The organism is Pantoea sp., from assembly GCF_039594315.1.
Classification (GTDB): Bacteria; Pseudomonadota; Gammaproteobacteria; order Enterobacterales; family Enterobacteriaceae; genus Pantoea.
In genome coordinates this window covers 15,531-33,510 of sequence record NZ_JBCNNP010000044.1, presented here as the reverse complement: position 1 = coordinate 33,510, position 17,980 = coordinate 15,531, and the positions used below count along the sequence as shown (strand labels likewise).

General features: G+C 51.8%; 14 protein-coding genes and 7 tRNA genes. 18 read left to right on the top strand and 3 right to left on the bottom strand.

The window, feature by feature from the left end; all coding sequences use genetic code 11:
• Together ABDW13_RS18825 and nagE are read right to left on the bottom strand one after the other, a co-directional pair.
• Positions 1 to 106 (bottom strand): hypothetical protein (locus tag ABDW13_RS18825; protein ID WP_343554078.1); only part of this gene is annotated, 106 nt, incomplete at its 3' end.
• A gap of 152 nt (positions 107 to 258) precedes the next feature.
• Entirely contained in the window at positions 259 to 2,283 is a 2,025-nt protein-coding gene (nagE, locus tag ABDW13_RS18820; RefSeq protein ID WP_343554077.1) for an N-acetylglucosamine-specific PTS transporter subunit IIBC, read from the bottom strand.
• 331 nt (positions 2,284 to 2,614) lie between these two features.
• On the opposite strand from nagE, the gene nagB reads away from it, so the two are divergent.
• The 12 genes from nagB (at position 2,615) to ABDW13_RS18760 (ending at position 9,522) form a co-directional block, all read left to right on the top strand.
• Positions 2,615 to 3,415: a glucosamine-6-phosphate deaminase gene (nagB, locus tag ABDW13_RS18815; protein WP_343554075.1), complete on the top strand. Its 801-nt coding sequence runs from the start codon at positions 2,615 to 2,617 to the stop codon at positions 3,413 to 3,415.
• Positions 3,416 to 3,474: 59 nt separating this feature from the next.
• Positions 3,475 to 4,623, top strand: a complete 1,149-nt coding sequence (nagA, locus tag ABDW13_RS18810) for an N-acetylglucosamine-6-phosphate deacetylase (protein WP_343554074.1) — start codon at positions 3,475 to 3,477, stop codon at positions 4,621 to 4,623.
• 7 nt (positions 4,624 to 4,630) lie between these two features.
• A complete protein-coding gene (locus tag ABDW13_RS18805; RefSeq protein WP_343554073.1) occupies positions 4,631 to 5,851 on the top strand; it encodes an N-acetylglucosamine repressor in 1,221 nt (406 codons plus the stop codon).
• A 41-nt stretch (positions 5,852 to 5,892) separates the two neighbouring features.
• Positions 5,893 to 6,645 carry an HAD-IIA family hydrolase gene (locus tag ABDW13_RS18800; protein WP_343554072.1) on the top strand — a complete coding sequence of 251 codons (753 nt, stop codon included), beginning with the start codon at positions 5,893 to 5,895 and terminating at the stop codon, positions 6,643 to 6,645.
• 329 nt (positions 6,646 to 6,974) lie between these two features.
• A complete protein-coding gene (asnB, locus tag ABDW13_RS18795) occupies positions 6,975 to 8,642 on the top strand; it encodes an asparagine synthase B (RefSeq protein ID WP_343554071.1) in 1,668 nt (555 codons plus the stop codon).
• 215 nt (positions 8,643 to 8,857) lie between these two features.
• Positions 8,858 to 8,934, top strand: a tRNA-Met gene (locus tag ABDW13_RS18790).
• 6 nt (positions 8,935 to 8,940) lie between these two features.
• Positions 8,941 to 9,025: transfer RNA gene (locus ABDW13_RS18785), tRNA-Leu, on the top strand.
• A 21-nt stretch (positions 9,026 to 9,046) separates the two neighbouring features.
• Positions 9,047 to 9,121: transfer RNA gene (locus ABDW13_RS18780), tRNA-Gln, on the top strand.
• A gap of 35 nt (positions 9,122 to 9,156) precedes the next feature.
• Positions 9,157 to 9,231 (top strand) — tRNA-Gln (locus ABDW13_RS18775).
• A gap of 26 nt (positions 9,232 to 9,257) precedes the next feature.
• Positions 9,258 to 9,334: transfer RNA gene (locus ABDW13_RS18770), tRNA-Met, on the top strand.
• A gap of 6 nt (positions 9,335 to 9,340) precedes the next feature.
• A tRNA-Gln gene (locus ABDW13_RS18765) sits at positions 9,341 to 9,415 on the top strand.
• Between the two features lie 32 nt (positions 9,416 to 9,447).
• Positions 9,448 to 9,522: transfer RNA gene (locus ABDW13_RS18760), tRNA-Gln, on the top strand.
• An 88-nt stretch (positions 9,523 to 9,610) separates the two neighbouring features.
• Here ABDW13_RS18760 and ubiF read toward each other — a convergent pair.
• Positions 9,611 to 10,783 carry a 3-demethoxyubiquinol 3-hydroxylase gene (ubiF, locus tag ABDW13_RS18755; protein WP_343554070.1) on the bottom strand — a complete coding sequence of 391 codons (1,173 nt, stop codon included), beginning with the start codon at positions 10,781 to 10,783 and terminating at the stop codon, positions 9,611 to 9,613.
• A gap of 169 nt (positions 10,784 to 10,952) precedes the next feature.
• On the opposite strand from ubiF, the gene miaB reads away from it, so the two are divergent.
• The 6 genes from miaB to ABDW13_RS18725 all read left to right on the top strand — a co-directional run bounded on the left by miaB (position 10,953) and on the right by ABDW13_RS18725 (position 17,952).
• The gene (gene miaB, locus ABDW13_RS18750) at positions 10,953 to 12,377 is read left to right on the top strand and encodes a tRNA (N6-isopentenyl adenosine(37)-C2)-methylthiotransferase MiaB (RefSeq protein ID WP_343554069.1); all 1,425 of its coding nucleotides are present in this window, start codon (positions 10,953 to 10,955) and stop codon (positions 12,375 to 12,377) included.
• Positions 12,378 to 12,584: 207 nt separating this feature from the next.
• Positions 12,585 to 13,655 (top strand): PhoH family protein, encoded by a 1,071-nt coding sequence (locus ABDW13_RS18745; protein ID WP_343554068.1) that lies wholly within the window; start codon positions 12,585 to 12,587, stop codon positions 13,653 to 13,655.
• Positions 13,655 to 14,128, top strand: coding sequence for an rRNA maturation RNase YbeY (ybeY, locus tag ABDW13_RS18740; RefSeq protein WP_343554067.1), 474 nt, complete (start codon positions 13,655 to 13,657; stop codon positions 14,126 to 14,128). Before ABDW13_RS18745 ends, ybeY begins: the two co-directional genes overlap by 1 nt.
• Before the next feature lie 82 nt (positions 14,129 to 14,210).
• Entirely contained in the window at positions 14,211 to 15,092 is an 882-nt protein-coding gene (gene corC, locus ABDW13_RS18735; protein ID WP_343554066.1) for a CNNM family magnesium/cobalt transport protein CorC, read from the top strand.
• A 3-nt stretch (positions 15,093 to 15,095) separates the two neighbouring features.
• Positions 15,096 to 16,622: an apolipoprotein N-acyltransferase gene (gene lnt / locus ABDW13_RS18730; RefSeq protein WP_343554065.1), complete on the top strand. Its 1,527-nt coding sequence runs from the start codon at positions 15,096 to 15,098 to the stop codon at positions 16,620 to 16,622.
• 436 nt (positions 16,623 to 17,058) lie between these two features.
• On the top strand, positions 17,059 to 17,952 hold the full coding sequence (locus ABDW13_RS18725; protein WP_343554064.1) for a glutamate/aspartate ABC transporter substrate-binding protein: 894 nt from the start codon (positions 17,059 to 17,061) through the stop codon (positions 17,950 to 17,952).
• Positions 17,953 to 17,980 lie beyond the last annotated feature (28 nt).

The window sequence follows — 17,980 nt, the reverse complement described above, 5'->3', positions numbered from 1 at the left end:
GCTCAGGCGGGAAACGGGTATGCACACTGTTGTGCTTACCGCTCGCCAAATCTTCGTCGATGATCTGACGAATAAAGTTCGTTGGGCGGGCTTCAGCCTCACTCATCTCAAAATCCTCAAAAACTATAACGGGTGATTTGTACCACGAAGTAACGGAGTATGATCCACAAAGCGCAGGAGGGAAACAACCGTTTGTTGGTCGTTTTAAAACAAAAAAGGCAGGAATTGCTTCCTGCCTTCTGGGTCAATCACAAGGACTTAGCCTTTAACCTCGTACAACGGGGTTTGGCCTGCTACCACTGAACCGCTAGCCAGTAAATTCAGACCGGCAAAATCATCGCTGTTGCTCACCACAACCGGGCTGATCATTGAGCGCGCATTGGCGTTAAGGAAATCCAGATCCATTTCCAGGATTGGCTGACCTGCGGTTACTATCGCACCCTCTTCTACCAGACGCGTGAAACCTTTACCTTCCAGCGCCACGGTATCCAGACCCATGTGAACCACGATCTCGACACCATTTTCTGCTTCGAGGCAGAAAGCATGGTTAGTGTTGAAGATTTTCACCACGGTACCGGCAGTTGGCGCCACCACGATTTTATCGGTTGGCTTGATGGCTAAACCATCGCCGACCGCTTTGCTGGCGAATGCTTCATCTGGCACATTTTCTAGCGCCACCACTTCACCGGTGACCGGAGCCAACAACGTTGCGATAACGGCTTTTTCGCTATTCAGTACTGCCTGTGGTTTTGCTGCTGCCGGAGCCGCGGCTGGCGCTGCTGCAGAGGCAGCAACTGGGCCTTTGCTCAGAACCGTTTTCATTGCAGTAGCAATGCTTTCAGCCTGCGTACCGACGATCACCTGCACACTTTGCTTGTTCAGACGAATCACACCTGAAGCGCCCAGACGTTTGGCAACACCTTCATTAACCAACGCAGAGTCATTTACATTCAAACGCAGACGAGTGATACAAGCATCAATGTGAGTCAGGTTGTCTGAACCACCGATCGCGGCGATGTATCGGCGCGCCAGCGATTCAGTTTGGCTTTCGCCATTGCCGCTGTTATCAACGTTTACGTCATAACCGTCAGTTTCATCGCCCGCTGAGAGTTCGCGGCCCGGCGTCATCAGGTTGAATTTTTTGATGGTGAAACGGAACACTACATAGTAGATAACGAAGAACACTAAACCTTGTGGGATCAGCATCCACCAATGCACTGCCAGCGGGTTACGCGTTGACAGCACCATATCCACTAAACCGGCGCTGAAGCCGAAGCCCGCAATCCACTGCATGCTGGCAGCGATGAACACGGACAGACCGGTCAACGCAGCGTGAATCACATACAGCACTGGAGCCACGAACATGAAGGAGAATTCCAGCGGTTCGGTAATACCGGTAAAGAAGGCAGCAAAGGCCGCAGCCAACATAATACCGCCCACTTTGGCGCGGTTTTCTGGACGCGCACAGTGGTAAATCGCCAGCGCAGCGCCAGGCAGACCAAACATCATGATTGGGAAGAAGCCCGCCTGATAACGACCGGTGATACCCGGGATACCAGAGCCATCGGCGATAGACTGCGCACCGCCAAGGAATTTAGGAATATCGTTGATGCCCGCTACGTCGAACCAGAATACCGAGTTCAACGCGTGATGCAGACCAACCGGGATCAGCAAGCGGTTAAAGAAGGCATACACGCCTGCACCGACAGAACCCAGCTTCTGAATGTGTTCACCGAAGTTAACCAGGCCACCAAAGATGATCGGCCAGATATACATCAGGATGAACGCAACCAGGATCATCAGGAAGGAGACCAGAATCGGCACCAAACGGCGGCCGCTGAAGAACGACAGCGCTTTTGGCAGCTCAACGTGACTGAAGCGGTTATACACTTCTGCGGAGAGAATACCGACCAGAATACCCACGAACTGGTTATTGATTTTTCCGAACGCGGCAGGCACTTGCTCCACCGGCATTTTCTGAATCATCGCCACCGCAGCCGGTGAACACAGAGTGGTCACCACCAGGAAGCCGACGAAACCGGTTAATGCAGCAGCACCGTCTTTATCTTTTGACATGCCGTAAGCCACACCAATGGCAAACAGCACAGACATATTTTCGATGATCGCCGAGCCAGATTTGATCAACAGTGCTGCCAGCGCATTACCTGCACCCCAGCTATCTGGATCAATCCAATACCCGACCCCCATCAAGATTGCCGCTGCCGGCAGAGTCGCTACCGGCACCATCAGTGCGCGGCCGACCTTTTGCAGATATCCTAAAATACTCACCTTATTCTCCCCCTATGAGACTGGCGTTTTGCCGTGGCGCGGGTTGATTTTATTATCCCGTCGCCCGGTACCTTGATGACACTTTTCACCACGATGCGCAGTGTAAAGACAAATTAATTCGCCTCGCAAATTAAAACCACTACAACTGTGACTTTAATCACCAAAATGGTGGTTTGAGAATGCGAAATGCTAGCCAGCACCACAAACTTATTTTATGATGAAAAATATCGAGTCGCACTTTTCCCGGATGGCTAAGCTTAAACGCATTACGCTTAAGGGCAGAAAACCGCAACTCCACATTTCCAATCTTAATTGAGGTGAAGACATGAGACTGATCCCTTTAGCCACAACTACCCAAGTGGGTAAATGGGCTGCACGCCATATTGTTAACCGCATTAACGCGTTTAAGCCTAGCGCAGAACGTCCTTTCGTGCTGGGTTTGCCAACCGGTGGCACGCCACTGGAAGCTTACAAGCACCTGATTGACATGCACAAAGCGGGCCAGGTTAGTTTCAAGCACGTTGTCACCTTTAACATGGATGAGTATGTTGGCCTGCCGAAAGAGCATCCGGAAAGCTATCACAGCTTCATGTATCGCAACTTCTTCGATCACGTTGATATTCAAGAGCAAAACATCAATCTTCTGAATGGCAATGCCGAAGATATTGACGCAGAATGTCGTCAATACGAAGAGAAGATGCGCGCCTATGGCAAAATTAACCTGTTCATGGGTGGCGTAGGCAACGATGGTCATATTGCCTTCAACGAACCGGCTTCTTCACTCTCATCCCGTACCCGCATCAAAACCCTGACGCACGATACGCGCATCGCGAACTCACGCTTCTTTAATGGCGATGTTGATCAGGTGCCGAAATATGCGCTGACCGTTGGCGTGGGCACTTTGCTGGATGCAGAAGAAGTGATGATTTTGGTGACAGGTCACTTGAAAGCGCAGGCGCTGCAAGCGGCGGTTGAAGGTAACGTGAATCACATGTGGACCATCAGCTGCCTGCAATTGCATGCAAAATCTGTTGTGGTGTGTGATGAGCCAGCCACCATGGAACTGAAAGTGAAAACCGTGAAATATTTCCGCGAAATGGAAGCGGAAAATATGAAGGGTGTGTAACAACACGTTGTAAAAACCTGCTGCTATTAGGCGGCAGGCTTAGCCGGGAGAGACAAACGATGTACGCATTAGTTAACGGCCGGATTTTTACCGGTCATGAAATTCTGGACAATCATGCTGTAGTCATTGCAAATGGCGTGATTGAGCGCGTGTGTCCGCGTGATAGCCTGGACGCGGCAATCGCACAGCAGGATGTAGCTGGTGCGTTTATCGCTCCTGGTTTTATTGATTTACAGCTCAACGGCTGCGGTGGCGTGCAATTCAATGACGACATCAATGCTATCAGCGTTGAAACCCTCGAAATCATGCAGCGCGCCAACGAAAAATCGGGCTGCACGAGCTATTTACCGACGCTGATCACCAGCACCGATGAACTGATGAAGCGCGCGGTAGAAACCATGCGCGCCTACCTGGCGAAGCATCAGAATCAGGCATTGGGTCTGCATCTTGAAGGTCCATGGCTGAACAAGGCGAAAAAAGGCACGCACAATCCGGAATTGATTCGTCTGCCAGACGCTGAACTGGTGGAATTCCTGTGCGCTAACGCCGATGTCATCACCAAAATTACCTTAGCGCCGGAAAATGCGGGTAGCGAGGTGATTCGCAAACTGCGTGATGCGGGAATCATCGTTTCCGCGGGCCATTCAAATGCCACTTATGAAGAAGCAAAAATCGGCTTTAGCGCTGGTGTGAGCTTTGCAACGCACCTTTATAACGCCATGCCGACCTTTGCCGGACGCGAGCCTGGCCTGATCGGTGCGCTGTTTGATTCGCCTGATGTATACTGCGGCATCATTGCAGATGGTTTACATGTCCATTACGCTAATGTGCGCAATGCAAAACGCATCAAAGGCGACAAACTGGTGTTAGTGACGGATGCCACAGCACCGGCAGGCGCGTCGATTGATCAATTCATTTTTGCAGGCAAAACAATATACTATCGCGACGGCCTGTGCGTTGACGAAAACGGTACGCTCAGTGGTTCTGCATTGACCATGATTGAAGCGGTGCAGAACAGCGTTGAACACTGTGGTATCGCTCTGGATGAAGCGCTGCGTATGGCGACGCTGTATCCCGCGCAGGCGATGGGTGTGGAGAAACAGTTAGGATCGATTGAAGCAGGAAAAATCGCCAACCTGACTGTCTTTACCCGCGATTATCAAATCACTAAGACGTTAGTCAATGGAGACAACGTCCTCAGCGAGTAAGTATTGAATGACCACTGGCGGCCAGTCTCAAATAGGAAATGTCGATCTTGTCAAACAACTCAACAGTGCAGCCGTCTATCGGCTGATAGATCAACAAGGGCCGATATCGCGCATTCAAATCGCTGAACACAGCCAGCTTGCGCCCGCCAGTGTCACCAAAATTACCCGCCAACTGATTGAGCGCGGCCTGATTAAAGAGGTGGAACAACAAGCTTCCACCGGCGGGCGCCGCGCCATCTCCATCATTACTGAAACGCGTCATTTCCATACTATTGGCGTGCGCTTAGGGCGTAACGACGCCACACTAACGCTATTTGATTTGAGCGGAAAGTCGCTGGCACAGGAAGATTATCCGCTGCCAGAGCGCACTCAGGAGACGCTGGAAAACGCCCTCTTCAACGCTATCAGTGCTTTTATGGCGGCGCATCAGCGTAAAATTCATGAGCTGATTGCCATCGCGGTGATTCTGCCAGGCTTAGTCGATCCGATTAACGGCATTATTCGCTATATGCCGCATATTGCGGTGAGCCATTGGCCGTTAGTTTCCAGCCTGAAAAAACGCTTCAACGTCACCAGTTTTGTCGGCCATGACATCCGCAGTCTGGCGTTGGCCGAGCACTACTTCGGTGCAAGTCGAGACTGCGCAGACTCCATTCTGGTGCGTTTACATCGCGGTACCGGCGCGGGCATCATCGCTAATGGACACATTTTCCTCGGCAGCAATGGCAACGTTGGCGAGATCGGCCACATTCAGGTCGATCCGCTAGGCGAACGCTGTCATTGCGGTAATTTCGGATGCCTTGAAACCATTGCCGCCAATGGCGCAATTGAAAACCGCGTACGCCATCTGCTCAATCAAGGCTATCCAAGCAGCTTAACGTTGAATGATTGCCTGATGCCGCAGATCTGCCGCGCAGCCAATCATGGCGATGCGTTGGCGTGTGAAGTGATCGAATATGTTGGTCGCTATTTGGGTAAGGCGATTGCCATTGCGATTAACCTCTTCAACCCGCAAAAAGTGGTGTTGGCCGGTGAAATCACCGAGGCTGACAAAGTACTGTTCCCTGCGATTGAAGGTTGCATTAATACCCAAGCGCTCAATGCCTTCCGTAAGAATCTGCCCGTGGTGCGTTCTGAGCTTGACCATCGTTCAGCGATTGGCGCTTTCGCCCTGGCAAAACGCGCTATGCTGAATGGCATTTTGCTGCAACATCTGCTGGAAGAGTAACCACCAGCCTGCTGTTTAGCAGGCCCGACCGGATGCAATCTATGACGATTAAAAGCGTAATCTGTGACATCGACGGCGTGTTGATGCACGACAACACCGCCGTTCCCGGCGCGAACGAATTTTTGCAGCGCATCCTGGCGAAAGATATGCCGTTGGTGGTGTTGACCAACTATCCTTCGCAAACCGCGTTAGATCTGGCTAACCGCTTTGCCAACGCCGGTGTCGAGGTGCCAGATTCGGTGTTTTACACCTCGGCGATGGCCACCGCCGATTTCCTGCGTCGTCAGGAAGGCAAAAAGGCTTATGTGATTGGCGAAGGCGCATTGATTCACGAACTTTACAAAGCCGGCTTCACTATCACTGACGTCAATCCTGACTTCGTTATCGTCGGTGAAACGCGATCCTTCAACTGGGAAATGATGCATAAAGCCGCGTTCTTCGTTGCCAATGGCGCACGCTTTATCGCGACTAATCCCGATACTCACGCGCGCGGCTTTGTACCTGCCTGCGGCGCATTGTGTGCTGGTATTGAAACGATCTCCGGTCGTAAGCCGTTTTATGTTGGTAAACCGAGTCCATACATCATGCGCGCCGCGTTAAACAAGATGCATGCGCACTCAGAAGAGACGGTGATTGTGGGCGATAATTTGCGTACCGACATTCTGGCCGGCTTCCAGGCGGGTCTGGAAACCATTCTGGTATTGTCTGGCGTCTCAACGCTGAGCGATATTGATGCGATGCCATTCCGTCCAGATTGGATCTACCCTTCCGTTGCTGACATCGACCTGTTTTGATTCCAGCCATCACTTATGCTTATAGCCCTGCTCGTATTGAATGCGTGCAGGGCTTTTGTTTTTACGTCGCAAAATCAATTTTCAACGTTCATATGATTGCGCACAAAATCATCAAAACCACCAATCCATTAGATCACATCTAATTTAAATGCGATTTAATTAAATAAAATTCAATTTTAATCCGTAGCCAACATCCTTTTTATCAAAAATCTCTTTTTTCGCTTGCGTTAACACCCCCCTTTAACGCATTTTCTTATGCATCACGCAGTCAATGCTGCCGGACAAACGTAAAAAAATACTTCGCCACAAGGTGAGATCAGGAGTCAGTTATGTGTTCAATTTTTGGTGTGTTGGATCTGAAAAGCGATCCGGTTGAGCTGCGCAAGAAAGCGCTGGAATGTTCTCGTTTAATGCGTCACCGCGGCCCAGATTGGTCAGGTGTGTATGCCGATGACAAAGCCATTTTGGTGCATGAGCGCCTGTCAATTGTTGACGTTAACAACGGCGCACAGCCGCTGTACAACGCCGATCACACCCACGTACTGGCGGTAAACGGTGAAATCTACAACCATCAGGCGCTGCGTGCCGAGTTGAGCGATCGTTATGCTTTCCAGACCGGTTCTGACTGTGAAGTGATCCTGGCGCTGTATCAGGAAAAAGGCGTTGATTTCCTCGACGAGCTGCAAGGCATGTTCGCCTTCATTTTGTGGGACAGCGTAAAACAGCAATATCTGATTGGCCGTGACCATATCGGCATCATCCCGCTGTATATGGGCAACGATGAACACGGCAACCTGTATGTGGCTTCTGAGATGAAAGCACTGGTGCCGGTTTGTCGCAGCATCAAAGAATTCCCGCCGGGAAGCTTCATGTCGAGCGCCGACGGTGAAATTCGCCGTTACTGGCAGCGTGACTGGATGGAATTCTCCGCCGTTGAGCACAACACCACTGATGCCGCCGAGCTGAAACATGCGCTGGAAGAGTCAGTGAAAAGTCACCTGATGTCAGACGTTCCTTATGGCGTGCTGTTGTCTGGCGGTCTGGATTCTTCAATCATTTCCGCCGTGACCAAACGTTTTGCCGCTAAGCGCGTTGAAGATGCTGACAAGAGCGATGCGTGGTGGCCACAGCTGCACTCCTTTGCGGTTGGCCTGGAAGGTTCACCGGATCTGAAAGCGGCAAAATCTGTTGCTGAACATCTGGGCACCGTGCACCACGAAATCCACTTCACCGTGCAAGAAGGCCTGGATGCGATTCGTGACGTGATTTATCACATCGAAACCTATGATGTGACCACCATTCGCGCCTCAACGCCGATGTATTTGATGTCACGTAAAATCAAAGCGATGGGCATCAAAATGGTGCTGTCCGGCGAAGGTGCGGACGAAGTGTTTGGCGGCTACCTCTATTTCCATAAGGCGCCTAACGCCAAAGAATTCCACGAAGAAAACGTGCGTAAGCTGCTGGCGCTGCACATGTTTGACTGTGCGCGTGCTAACAAAGCGATGTCGGCGTGGGGCGTGGAAGCGCGCGTGCCGTTCCTCGATAAGAAATTCCTTGATGTTGCGATGCGCATCAACCCAGAAGATAAGCTGTGTGGCAGCAACGGCAAGATGGAAAAACACATCCTGCGTGAGTGCTTCTCCTCTTATCTGCCGGAAAGCGTGGCATGGCGCCAGAAAGAGCAATTCTCTGACGGTGTTGGCTACAGCTGGATCGATACGCTGAAAGAAGTGGCGGCAAAGCAAATCACCGATCAACAGTTGTCGACGGCGCATTTCCGCTTCCCGTACAACACGCCAAACTCGAAAGAAGCGTATTTGTATCGCGAAATCTTTGAAGAGTTGTTCCCAATTGCCAGCGCAGCTGAGTGTGTGCCGGGTGGTCCATCGGTGGCCTGTTCTTCGGCTAAAGCGATTGAGTGGGACGAAGCATTTAAATCAATGGATGATCCTTCAGGTCGTGCCGTTGGCGTGCATCAGTCCGCTTACAAATAAGGTTTATACTCAATAAGATCAGGGGCTCAATTGAGCCCCTTTTTTGTGCAAGATCACACACATTGAATGAAATTTGCTGAATAAACCGCCAGCCTGGTTACAAGCCAGACAAACAGGCGTTTTAAGGCGAAAAACGGCAAAAAAATTGTTGACGCTACAAGACTCAATACGCATAATGCGCCCCGCAACGCCGATGAAGGTTATGCGCAAAAGATGGCTACGTAGCTCAGCTGGTTAGAGCACATCACTCATAATGATGGGGTCACAGGTTCAAATCCCGTCGTAGCCACCATCTTTTGCGGGAGTGGCGAAATTGGTAGACGCACTAGATTTAGGTTCTAGCGCCGCAAGGTGTGCGAGTTCAAGTCTCGCCTCCCGCACCATTTCAGTCTTCGGCAGTCGGATGGGATATCGCCAAGCGGTAAGGCACCGGTTTTTGATACCGGCATTCCCTGGTTCGAATCCAGGTATCCCAGCCAATCCGATTATTGTTGTGGATATAAAAATCGACGAATGGGATATCGCCAAGCGGTAAGGCACCGGTTTTTGATACCGGCATTCCCTGGTTCGAATCCAGGTATCCCAGCCATCGTTGATAGCAGTAAGCAGTATTTTGGCTACGTAGCTCAGCTGGTTAGAGCACATCACTCATAATGATGGGGTCACAGGTTCAAATCCCGTCGTAGCCACCAAATTTTTGGGGTGTCGCCAAGCGGTAAGGCTCTGGTTTCTGATACCAGCATTCCGGGGTTCGAATCCCTGCACCCCAGCCATACAAAGACAATTTGATTAAGCACCAATTTATTGGGGTGTCGCCAAGCGGTAAGGCTCTGGTTTCTGATACCAGCATTCCGGGGTTCGAATCCCTGCACCCCAGCCAAATTGCACAATAAAGCCCGCTTTTGCGGGCTTTATTGTTTTCTGCGTTCTGGAAATCAGGGAGCGCAAAGTCACGCTCCCGATATAAATCACAAACCTAATGCGTAACGCAGCACCCGGCGTTTTAAGGCTCCGGCATTCTCAGCCGCAATCAACGCCAGATTACGTGCAAAGCGCAGTGGTGGCAGTTTATTGCTAAACGCGAAATAGAACAGATCCATCCCACCTTGCATCAATAAATTATCTTTATAACGCTGACGATGATAACGCTGCAGCACTTCGTTTGATGACCAGATCTGCGCCTGGCTGCGCGCCTCCACCAGCGTAGTAATCAAAGCATCCACATCGCGATAGCCTAAATTGACGCCCTGCCCGGCCAACGGGTTGATGGTATGCGCCGCATCACCCACCAAGGCTAATCCTGGCATCACATAACGCGTGGCATGGCGACGCACCAACGGGAAAGATGCCGCGGCTTTCACCTTGAAACGACCAACGCGCGCCGGGAAGTGGGCATGAATCTCTTTTTCCAATTGCGAGAATGGCAAACTTTGCAACTGGCGAATACGTGCTGGCGCGTCATACCACACCAGCGACGCGCGACGATCAAATAGCGGCAGAAACGCACGTGGACCTTGCGGCGTGAACTGTTGCCAGGTTGAGTCGCCGGCATCGTGTTCACATTCCACACTGATCAGCATGCAGGATTGCGCATAGTTCCAGCCACGCACGCCAATTCCCGCCAACTGCCGCACGCGCGAGTTGGCACCGTCCGCGCCCACCACTAAACGCGCATCCAGCGTTTGGCCATTGTCCAGTTGCACATGCCAGCCCGCATTATGCGGCTGCAAACCCTGCAAACTGGCCGGGCACAGCAGCGTAATGCCCTCTTGCTGCATTTTTTCCCATAACGCACGTTGCAAGACGCTGTTTTCCACCATAAAACCCAACTCAGGCAAACCCAGCGAGGCCGCATCAAACGTCACATGCGCATTTTGCCACTCCCAGGTTTCCAGTTGACGATACGGTGCGCAACGCATTGCTTGCACTTGTGGCCAAACATTCAGCTGCTGCAACAGCGCGACCGAAGAGGCGCCAATCGCGGAAATACGCACATCGGGATCGCTCGCAACATCAAACACCGCTGGCTCGGCGCGCTCAATCACCGCCACGCGAAACTGCTGCTGCGCCAGACCACACGCCAACGCGGCACCGACCATGCCGCCGCCCACGATCACCACATCAAAATGTGAATCCTGCATCGACTCTAATCCTTGTTATTGCCGTGATACCTGCCAGCATCACATTGATAGGGAAAGTGTACCGGAAATTGACCGTGCGATGCGATGTTGATGCGTGAAGCCTAGCCACCACTACAGTGAAGCATTACAATACGCGCCCTGCACTTCGCGTTAATCAATGGCTAGTTCGATGACCAAAAAACTACACATCAAAACCTGGGGCTGTCAGATGAATGAATACGATTCATCGAAGATGGCCGATCTGCTGAACAGTACGCACGGCTACACTCTCACCGAGGAAGCTGAAGAGGCGGATGTTCTGCTGCTCAATACCTGCTCGATTCGTGAAAAGGCGCAGGAGAAGGTTTTTGCTCTGTTGGGTCGCTGGAAAAAGCTGAAAGCGGATAATCCCGATGTAATCATTGGTGTCGGCGGTTGCGTTGCCTCGCAGGAAGGTGAACGTCTGCGCCAACGCGCCAACTACGTTGATATCGTGTTTGGCCCGCAAACCTTGCATCGCTTGCCGGAAATGATCAACACCGTGCGCGGCAGCAAAAGTCCTGTGGTGGACATCAGCTTCCCGGAAATCGAAAAGTTTGATCGCCTGCCAGAACCGCGCGCCGATGGCCCAACCGCCTACGTTTCCATCATGGAAGGTTGCAACAAATATTGTACCTTCTGCGTGGTGCCCTACACCCGTGGCGAGGAAGTCAGCCGCCCCAGCGACGATATTCTGCTGGAAATAGCCCAGCTCGCCGCGCAGGGCGTGCGTGAAGTCAATCTGCTCGGTCAGAACGTTAATGCTTATCGTGGTGCCACTTTTGATGGCGAAGTTTGCAGCTTTGCTGAGTTGTTGCGTTTAGTGGCGGCGATTGACGGCATTGATCGCATTCGTTTTACCACCAGCCATCCGATTGAATTTACCGATGACATCATTGATGTTTATCGCGATACACCTGAGTTGGTGAGTTTTCTGCATCTGCCAGTACAAAGTGGCTCCGACCGCATCCTTACATTGATGAAGCGTGCGCACACCGCGCTGGAGTACAAAGCGATTATTCGCAAACTGAAAGCTGCGCGTCCGGATATCTTGCTGAGCTCAGATTTCATCATTGGTTTCCCTGGCGAAACGCAGCAGGATTTTGAACAGACCATGAAGCTGGTGGGCGAAGTGAATTTCGATGTCAGCTTCAGCTTCATCTATTCAATGCGCCCAGGCACACCCGCCGCCGATCTGCCGGATGATGTGCCGGAAGAAGAGAAAAAACAGCGCCTTTACATCTTGCAGGATCGCATTAACCAACAGGTGATGGCATGGAGCCGCAGCATGCTGGGCAGCACGCAGCGTGTACTGGTAGAAGGGATTTCGCGTAAGAATGTGATGGAGTTGAGCGGTCGCACCGACAGTAATCGCGTGGTGAACTTCGAAGCACCGGTTGAAATGATTGGCAAATTTGTTGATGTCGAAATTGTCGATGTGTATGCCACCTCATTGCGTGGTGTGCTGGTGCGCACCGAAGATCAAATGGACCTGCGCGTGGCAGAAAGCCCGGCTTCGGTGATTGCGCGAACCCGCAAAGAGAATGACATCGGCGTCGGACTGTTCCAGCCTTGAAATCACGAATGTTGAGCGGCAGCGCACAAAGCGCTGTCGCCTGTTTCATCCTGCCGCCCTTGCTTTCCGCAAACGCTGCCCAAATATCGTTTCTGAAGCTTGCGCCGATGCGCAGCGCCATAAATAATTCCATCAAGAGGCGACATCCTTTGCTTGCTGCCTCTGATACACCTTTTCAACTGGCCCTAAGCGACCCTAAGGATTCATTTGAATATCGAAACGCGTGAAATTGCCCTTGAACCGGCAGACAACCAACGACTGATGAGTTTGTGTGGTCCCATGGACGACAATGTGAAGCAGTTGGAGCGTCGTTTGGGCATTGAGATCAAACGTCGTGATAACCACTTCACGCTCACTGGTCGCTCAATGTGCGTCGATGCCGCCGCCAATATATTGCGCACGTTGTATGTCGATACCGCGCCGATGCGTGGACAAATTAAAGATATCGAACCGGATGAAATCCACCTGGCAATCAAAGAGAGCCGTGTGCTGGAGCAAAGCGCGGAGAGCGTGCCGGAGTTCGGTAAAGCGGTAAACATCAAAACCAAGCGTGGCGTGATCAAACCGCGTACGCCGAATCAGGCGCAATACATCGCCAATATTTTCGCGCACGATATTACCTTTGGTATTGGTCCAGCCGGTACCGGTAAAACCTATCTGGCGGTGGCGGCGGCAGTGGATGCGCTGGAGCGCCAGGAGATTCGCCGTATTCTCTTGACGCGTCCGGCGGTAGAAGCGGGTGAAAAGCTCGGCTTCCTGCCAGGCGATCTGAGTCAGAAAGTCGATCCCTATCTGCGCCCGCTGTATGACGCGCTGTTCGAAATGCTCGGTTTTGAGCGGGTCGAAAAGCTCATTGAGCGCAACGTGATTGAAGTGGCTCCGTTAGCTTATATGCGCGGCCGTACGCTCAATGATGCGTTTGTCATCCTTGATGAGAGCCAGAACACCACCATCGAACAGATGAAGATGTTCCTGACGCGTATCGGCTTCAATTCGAAAGCGGTGATTACCGGTGACGTGACGCAAATTGACTTGCCGCGCAGCACCAAATCCGGCTTGCGCCACGCCATTGAAGTATTGGCTGAAGTCGATGAAATCAGCTTTAACTTTTTCCACAGCGAAGACGTGGTGCGTCATCCGGTTGTCGCACGCATCGTGAATGCTTATGAAGCCTGGGAAACCGCCGATCAGAAACGCCGTGACCAACAGGCAGAAGAGCGCAAACGCGAAGCGATTGCCGCTCAGCTTGCCAGTCAAACCACCCCGCAGGAGCGTTAATGAGCGCGGTAATACTTGATTTACAACTGGCCTGCGCCGATGAAAATAATCTGCCGGCAGAAGCCGCTTTTCAGCGCTGGCTGGAAGCGGCAGTCACCCCTTTTCAACCGGGAAGTGAGGTCACCATTCGTTTGGTGGATGAAGCCGAAAGTAATGAGCTTAATCTGACTTATCGTGGCAAAGACAAGCCGACCAACGTGCTCTCTTTTCCGTTTGAAGCGCCGCCAGGTATTGAATTGCCGCTGCTTGGCGACTTGATCATTTGCCGTCAGGTGGTTGAGCAAGAGGCTGCTGAACAAGGCAAAACCGTCGAAGCGCATTGGGCGCACATGGTGGTACACGGCACGCTGCACTTGCTGGGTTACGATCACATCGAAGACAGTGAAGCCGAGGAAATGGAGGCGCTGGAGACCGAGATAATGCTTGCTCTTGGTTATCCTGATCCGTACATTTCGGAGAAAGAAGACGCCTGAGCCACTGGCTTAGGTTATTGCGCTGCTGGCGCGGATGCCGGCAGCACCCTTCCCTCATCAGAGAGAACTAAATAAAAACGCCATGAGCGACGACCATTCTCAAAACAGCGACGCACCCAGTAGTAAAAAGGGTTTTTTCTCCCTACTTATCAACCAACTTTTTCACGGTGAACCCAAAAACCGTGATGAGCTGCTGGGGTTAATCCGTGATTCTGAGCAGAAAGAGCTGATCGATCAGGACACCCGCGACATGCTCGAAGGTGTGCTGGACATTGCCGAACAGCGTGTGCGCGACATCATGATTCCGCGTTCGCAAATGATCACCTTAAAACGCAATCAAACTCTGGAAGAGTGCCTTGCGGTGATTATTGAATCTGCGCACTCCCGTTTTCCCGTCATCAGCGAAGACAAAGATCACGTAGAAGGCATTTTGATGGCCAAAGACCTGCTGCCATTTATGGCCAGCGCGTCTGAACCTTTCAGCATGGAAAAAGTGCTGCGTACCGCCGTGGTGGTGCCGGAAAGCAAACGTGTCGATCGCATGCTCAAAGAGTTCCGCTCACAGCGTTATCACATGGCGATTGTCATTGATGAATTTGGTGGCGTCTCGGGTTTGGTGACCATCGAGGATATCCTTGAGTTGATCGTCGGCGAAATTGAGGATGAATATGACGATGAAGAAGATCGTGATATCCGTCAGCTCAATCGTCATACCTATACCATGCGTGCCTTAACGCAAATTGAAGATTTTAATGAAGTCTTTGGTACTGATTTCAGCGATGACGAAGTTGATACCATTGGTGGATTGGTCATGCAGGGATTCGGCCACCTTCCGGCTCGCGGTGAGAGTATTGTTATTGACGGCTACCAGTTTAAAGTCGCGATGGCCGATAGCCGCCGTATTATCCAGGTGCATGTAAAAATCCCAGAAGACTCACCACAACCGCAACTCGAAGACGAATAATTTATGGCTTTAGCCTCTCTTTACTCGCAGCAGCGGGTTCGCCTGCTGCTGGCGTTGATTACGGGTGCCGTTGGCACCCTTTCCTTTTCCCCCTACGATTTCTGGCCTGCTGCGTTAATTTCGCTGTTTGGTCTGCAACTGCTGCTGCTGGAGCGTCGCACCGCACAGGCGGCAGCGATTGGCTTTGTTTGGGGCTTTGGCCTGTTTGGCAGCGGCATCAATTGGGTGTACGTCAGCATCGCTACCTTTGGCGGCATGCCCGGCCCGGTCAACGTCTTCTTAGTGGTATTGCTGGCGGCGTATTTGTCTCTCTATCCACTGCTGTTTGCCAGCGTGCTCAACCGCTTTTGGCCGCGCGCCACACTGTGGCGATTGGCGCTAGCTGCACCGGCATTGTGGCAAATCAGCGAATTCCTGCGCGGCTGGGTGCTGACCGGCTTCCCGTGGCTGCAGTTCGGCTACAGCCAGATTGACGGCCCGCTGAAAGGGCTGGCGCCGTTAGCCGGCGTGGAAACCATTACCTTCTTGTTGATGGTGATTGCAGGATTGCAGGTGCATGCGCTGCATCATCGCACGGTAAAAAGCCTGGTTGCCGCCGCCGTATTGCTGTTGTTGCCTTGGCCGCTGCGCATGTTGCAGTGGTATCAACCGTTGCCGGAACGCAGCGTTGATGTCGCCATGGTGCAAGGCAACATCCCGCAGTCGATGAAGTGGGATCCGCAGCAACTGCTGAACACGCTGCGCGTGTATACCTCTTTCAGCCAACCGTTTATCGGCAAAGCTCCTATCATCATCTGGCCGGAATCAGCGATTACCGACCTGGAAAGCAATCAGCAGCCGTTCCTGCGTGCGCTGGATGCGGAGCTACGTTCGCGTGGCAGCTCGCTGATTACGGGGATTGTGGATTCTCGCGTCGAAGGGGATAACCGCTATCACGATTACAACTCGGTGATTGTGTTGGGTGGTGAGCAGCCTTACAGCTATCAAAGCCAAAATCGCTACCAGAAAAATCATCTGGTGCCATTTGGTGAATTTGTTCCGCTGGAAGATTTGCTACGTCCGCTGGCACCGTTCTTTGATCTGCCGATGTCTTCTTTCAGCCGTGGCGCCTACGTGCAGCCGCAGTTGAAAGTCTCGGGCTACAACCTGACCAGCGCCATTTGCTATGAAATCGTACTCGGTGAACAGGTGCGTGCGAACTTCCGTCCGGATACCAATTTCCTGCTAACGGTATCTAACGATGCTTGGTTTGGTCACTCAATCGGCCCGTGGCAGCATTTCCAGATGGCACGCATGCGTGCGCTGGAACTTGGACGTCCACTGCTGCGCTCCACCAACAATGGCGTTACGGCGGTGGTGAATGCCAACGGTGAGGTGGAGAAAGAGCTGCCGCAGTTCACGCGGGATGTTCTGGAAGCAAAAGTCACGCCAACCAGCGGTGAAACGCCGTATGCCAAAGTCGGCATCTGGCCAGTATGGCTGCTGACGCTGATTGGCATTGTGGTAGCGATTTTGCGCCGCCGCCACTGATAACATCGAGACATTACCAGGCGAAGTGATCACTTCGCCTTTTTTATACGCTGTTTTCTCTCCCTTCCGCTGCGCTTGCCGCGATTCTCTGCTGCCTTTTTTCCCTTTTTCACCGTGCTGGCACGATCATTGCTATTTATTTCAGTGATTTTCGCAAACATTGGCTTTTGTCAGCGTAATGCAACCTTTACGCACTAATTTAGGACAGTGATGCGCACTTCAATAGCGCATTGGTAGATTTTTGCCTTTTATTGGTGCGGAGCGGCTCGCAAAAAAGAAACTTTTTTGTTTCATTGCGTTAACAATTCGCTATGTTAATCACTATCCTGCGCGTGCTTGCGCTAGGTGATTACTAAAAAAGCAGCACGAAATACACACAACATCACAATCTGCGCAGTTTATGTTCTGCGCGACATCCATACGAAGGAGTTGGAACATGCAGATACGCAAAGTGGCATTATCCCTTTTACTGTTGGGAGCAGCAGCGGGAGCGGCCCAGGCGGAAGATCTCACCGGTACCCTGAAAAAAATCAATGATAGCGGCGTGATCGTCGTTGGGCATCGTGAATCATCAGTTCCCTTTTCTTATTATGACAACCAGCAAAAAGTGGTTGGCTACTCACAGGATTATTCGAACGCTATCGTGGCCGCGATCAAGGCCAAGCTGAATAAGCCCGATTTGCAGATTAAAATGCTGCCGATCACTTCTCAGAACCGTATCCCGCTGTTGCAGAACGGCACTTACGATTTTGAGTGCGGCTCAACCACCAACAACCTGGAGCGTCAGAAGCAGGCTGCTTTCTCTGACACCGTATTCATCATCGGTACGCGTCTGCTGGTGAAAAAAGGCGGCGACATCAAAGATTTCGCCGATCTGAAAGGTAAAACCGTAGTAGTTACTTCGGGTACCACTTCAGAAGTGTTGCTGCACAAGCTGAATGACGATCAGAAAATGGACATGCGCATCATCAGCGCGAAAGACCACGGCGATTCATTCCGTACGCTGGAAACCGGCCGTGCTGTGGCCTTCATGATGGATGATGCCTTGCTGGCAGGTGAACGTGCTAAAGCGAAGAAACCAGACAACTGGGAAATCGTTGGCACGCCGCAATCCAAAGAAGCTTACGGCTGCATGCTGCGTAATGAAGATCCACAGTTCAAACAGCTGATGGATGAAACCATTGCTAAAGCGCAGACCTCTGGCGAAGCCTCTAAATGGTTTGAAACCTGGTTCAAACAACCGATTCCACCAAAGAATCTGAACCTGAACTTCGAACTGTCACCAGATATGCAAGCCCTGTTCAAAGCACCGAACGACAAAGCACTCTAATTTAACAACGACAACAAGGGCAGCCCGC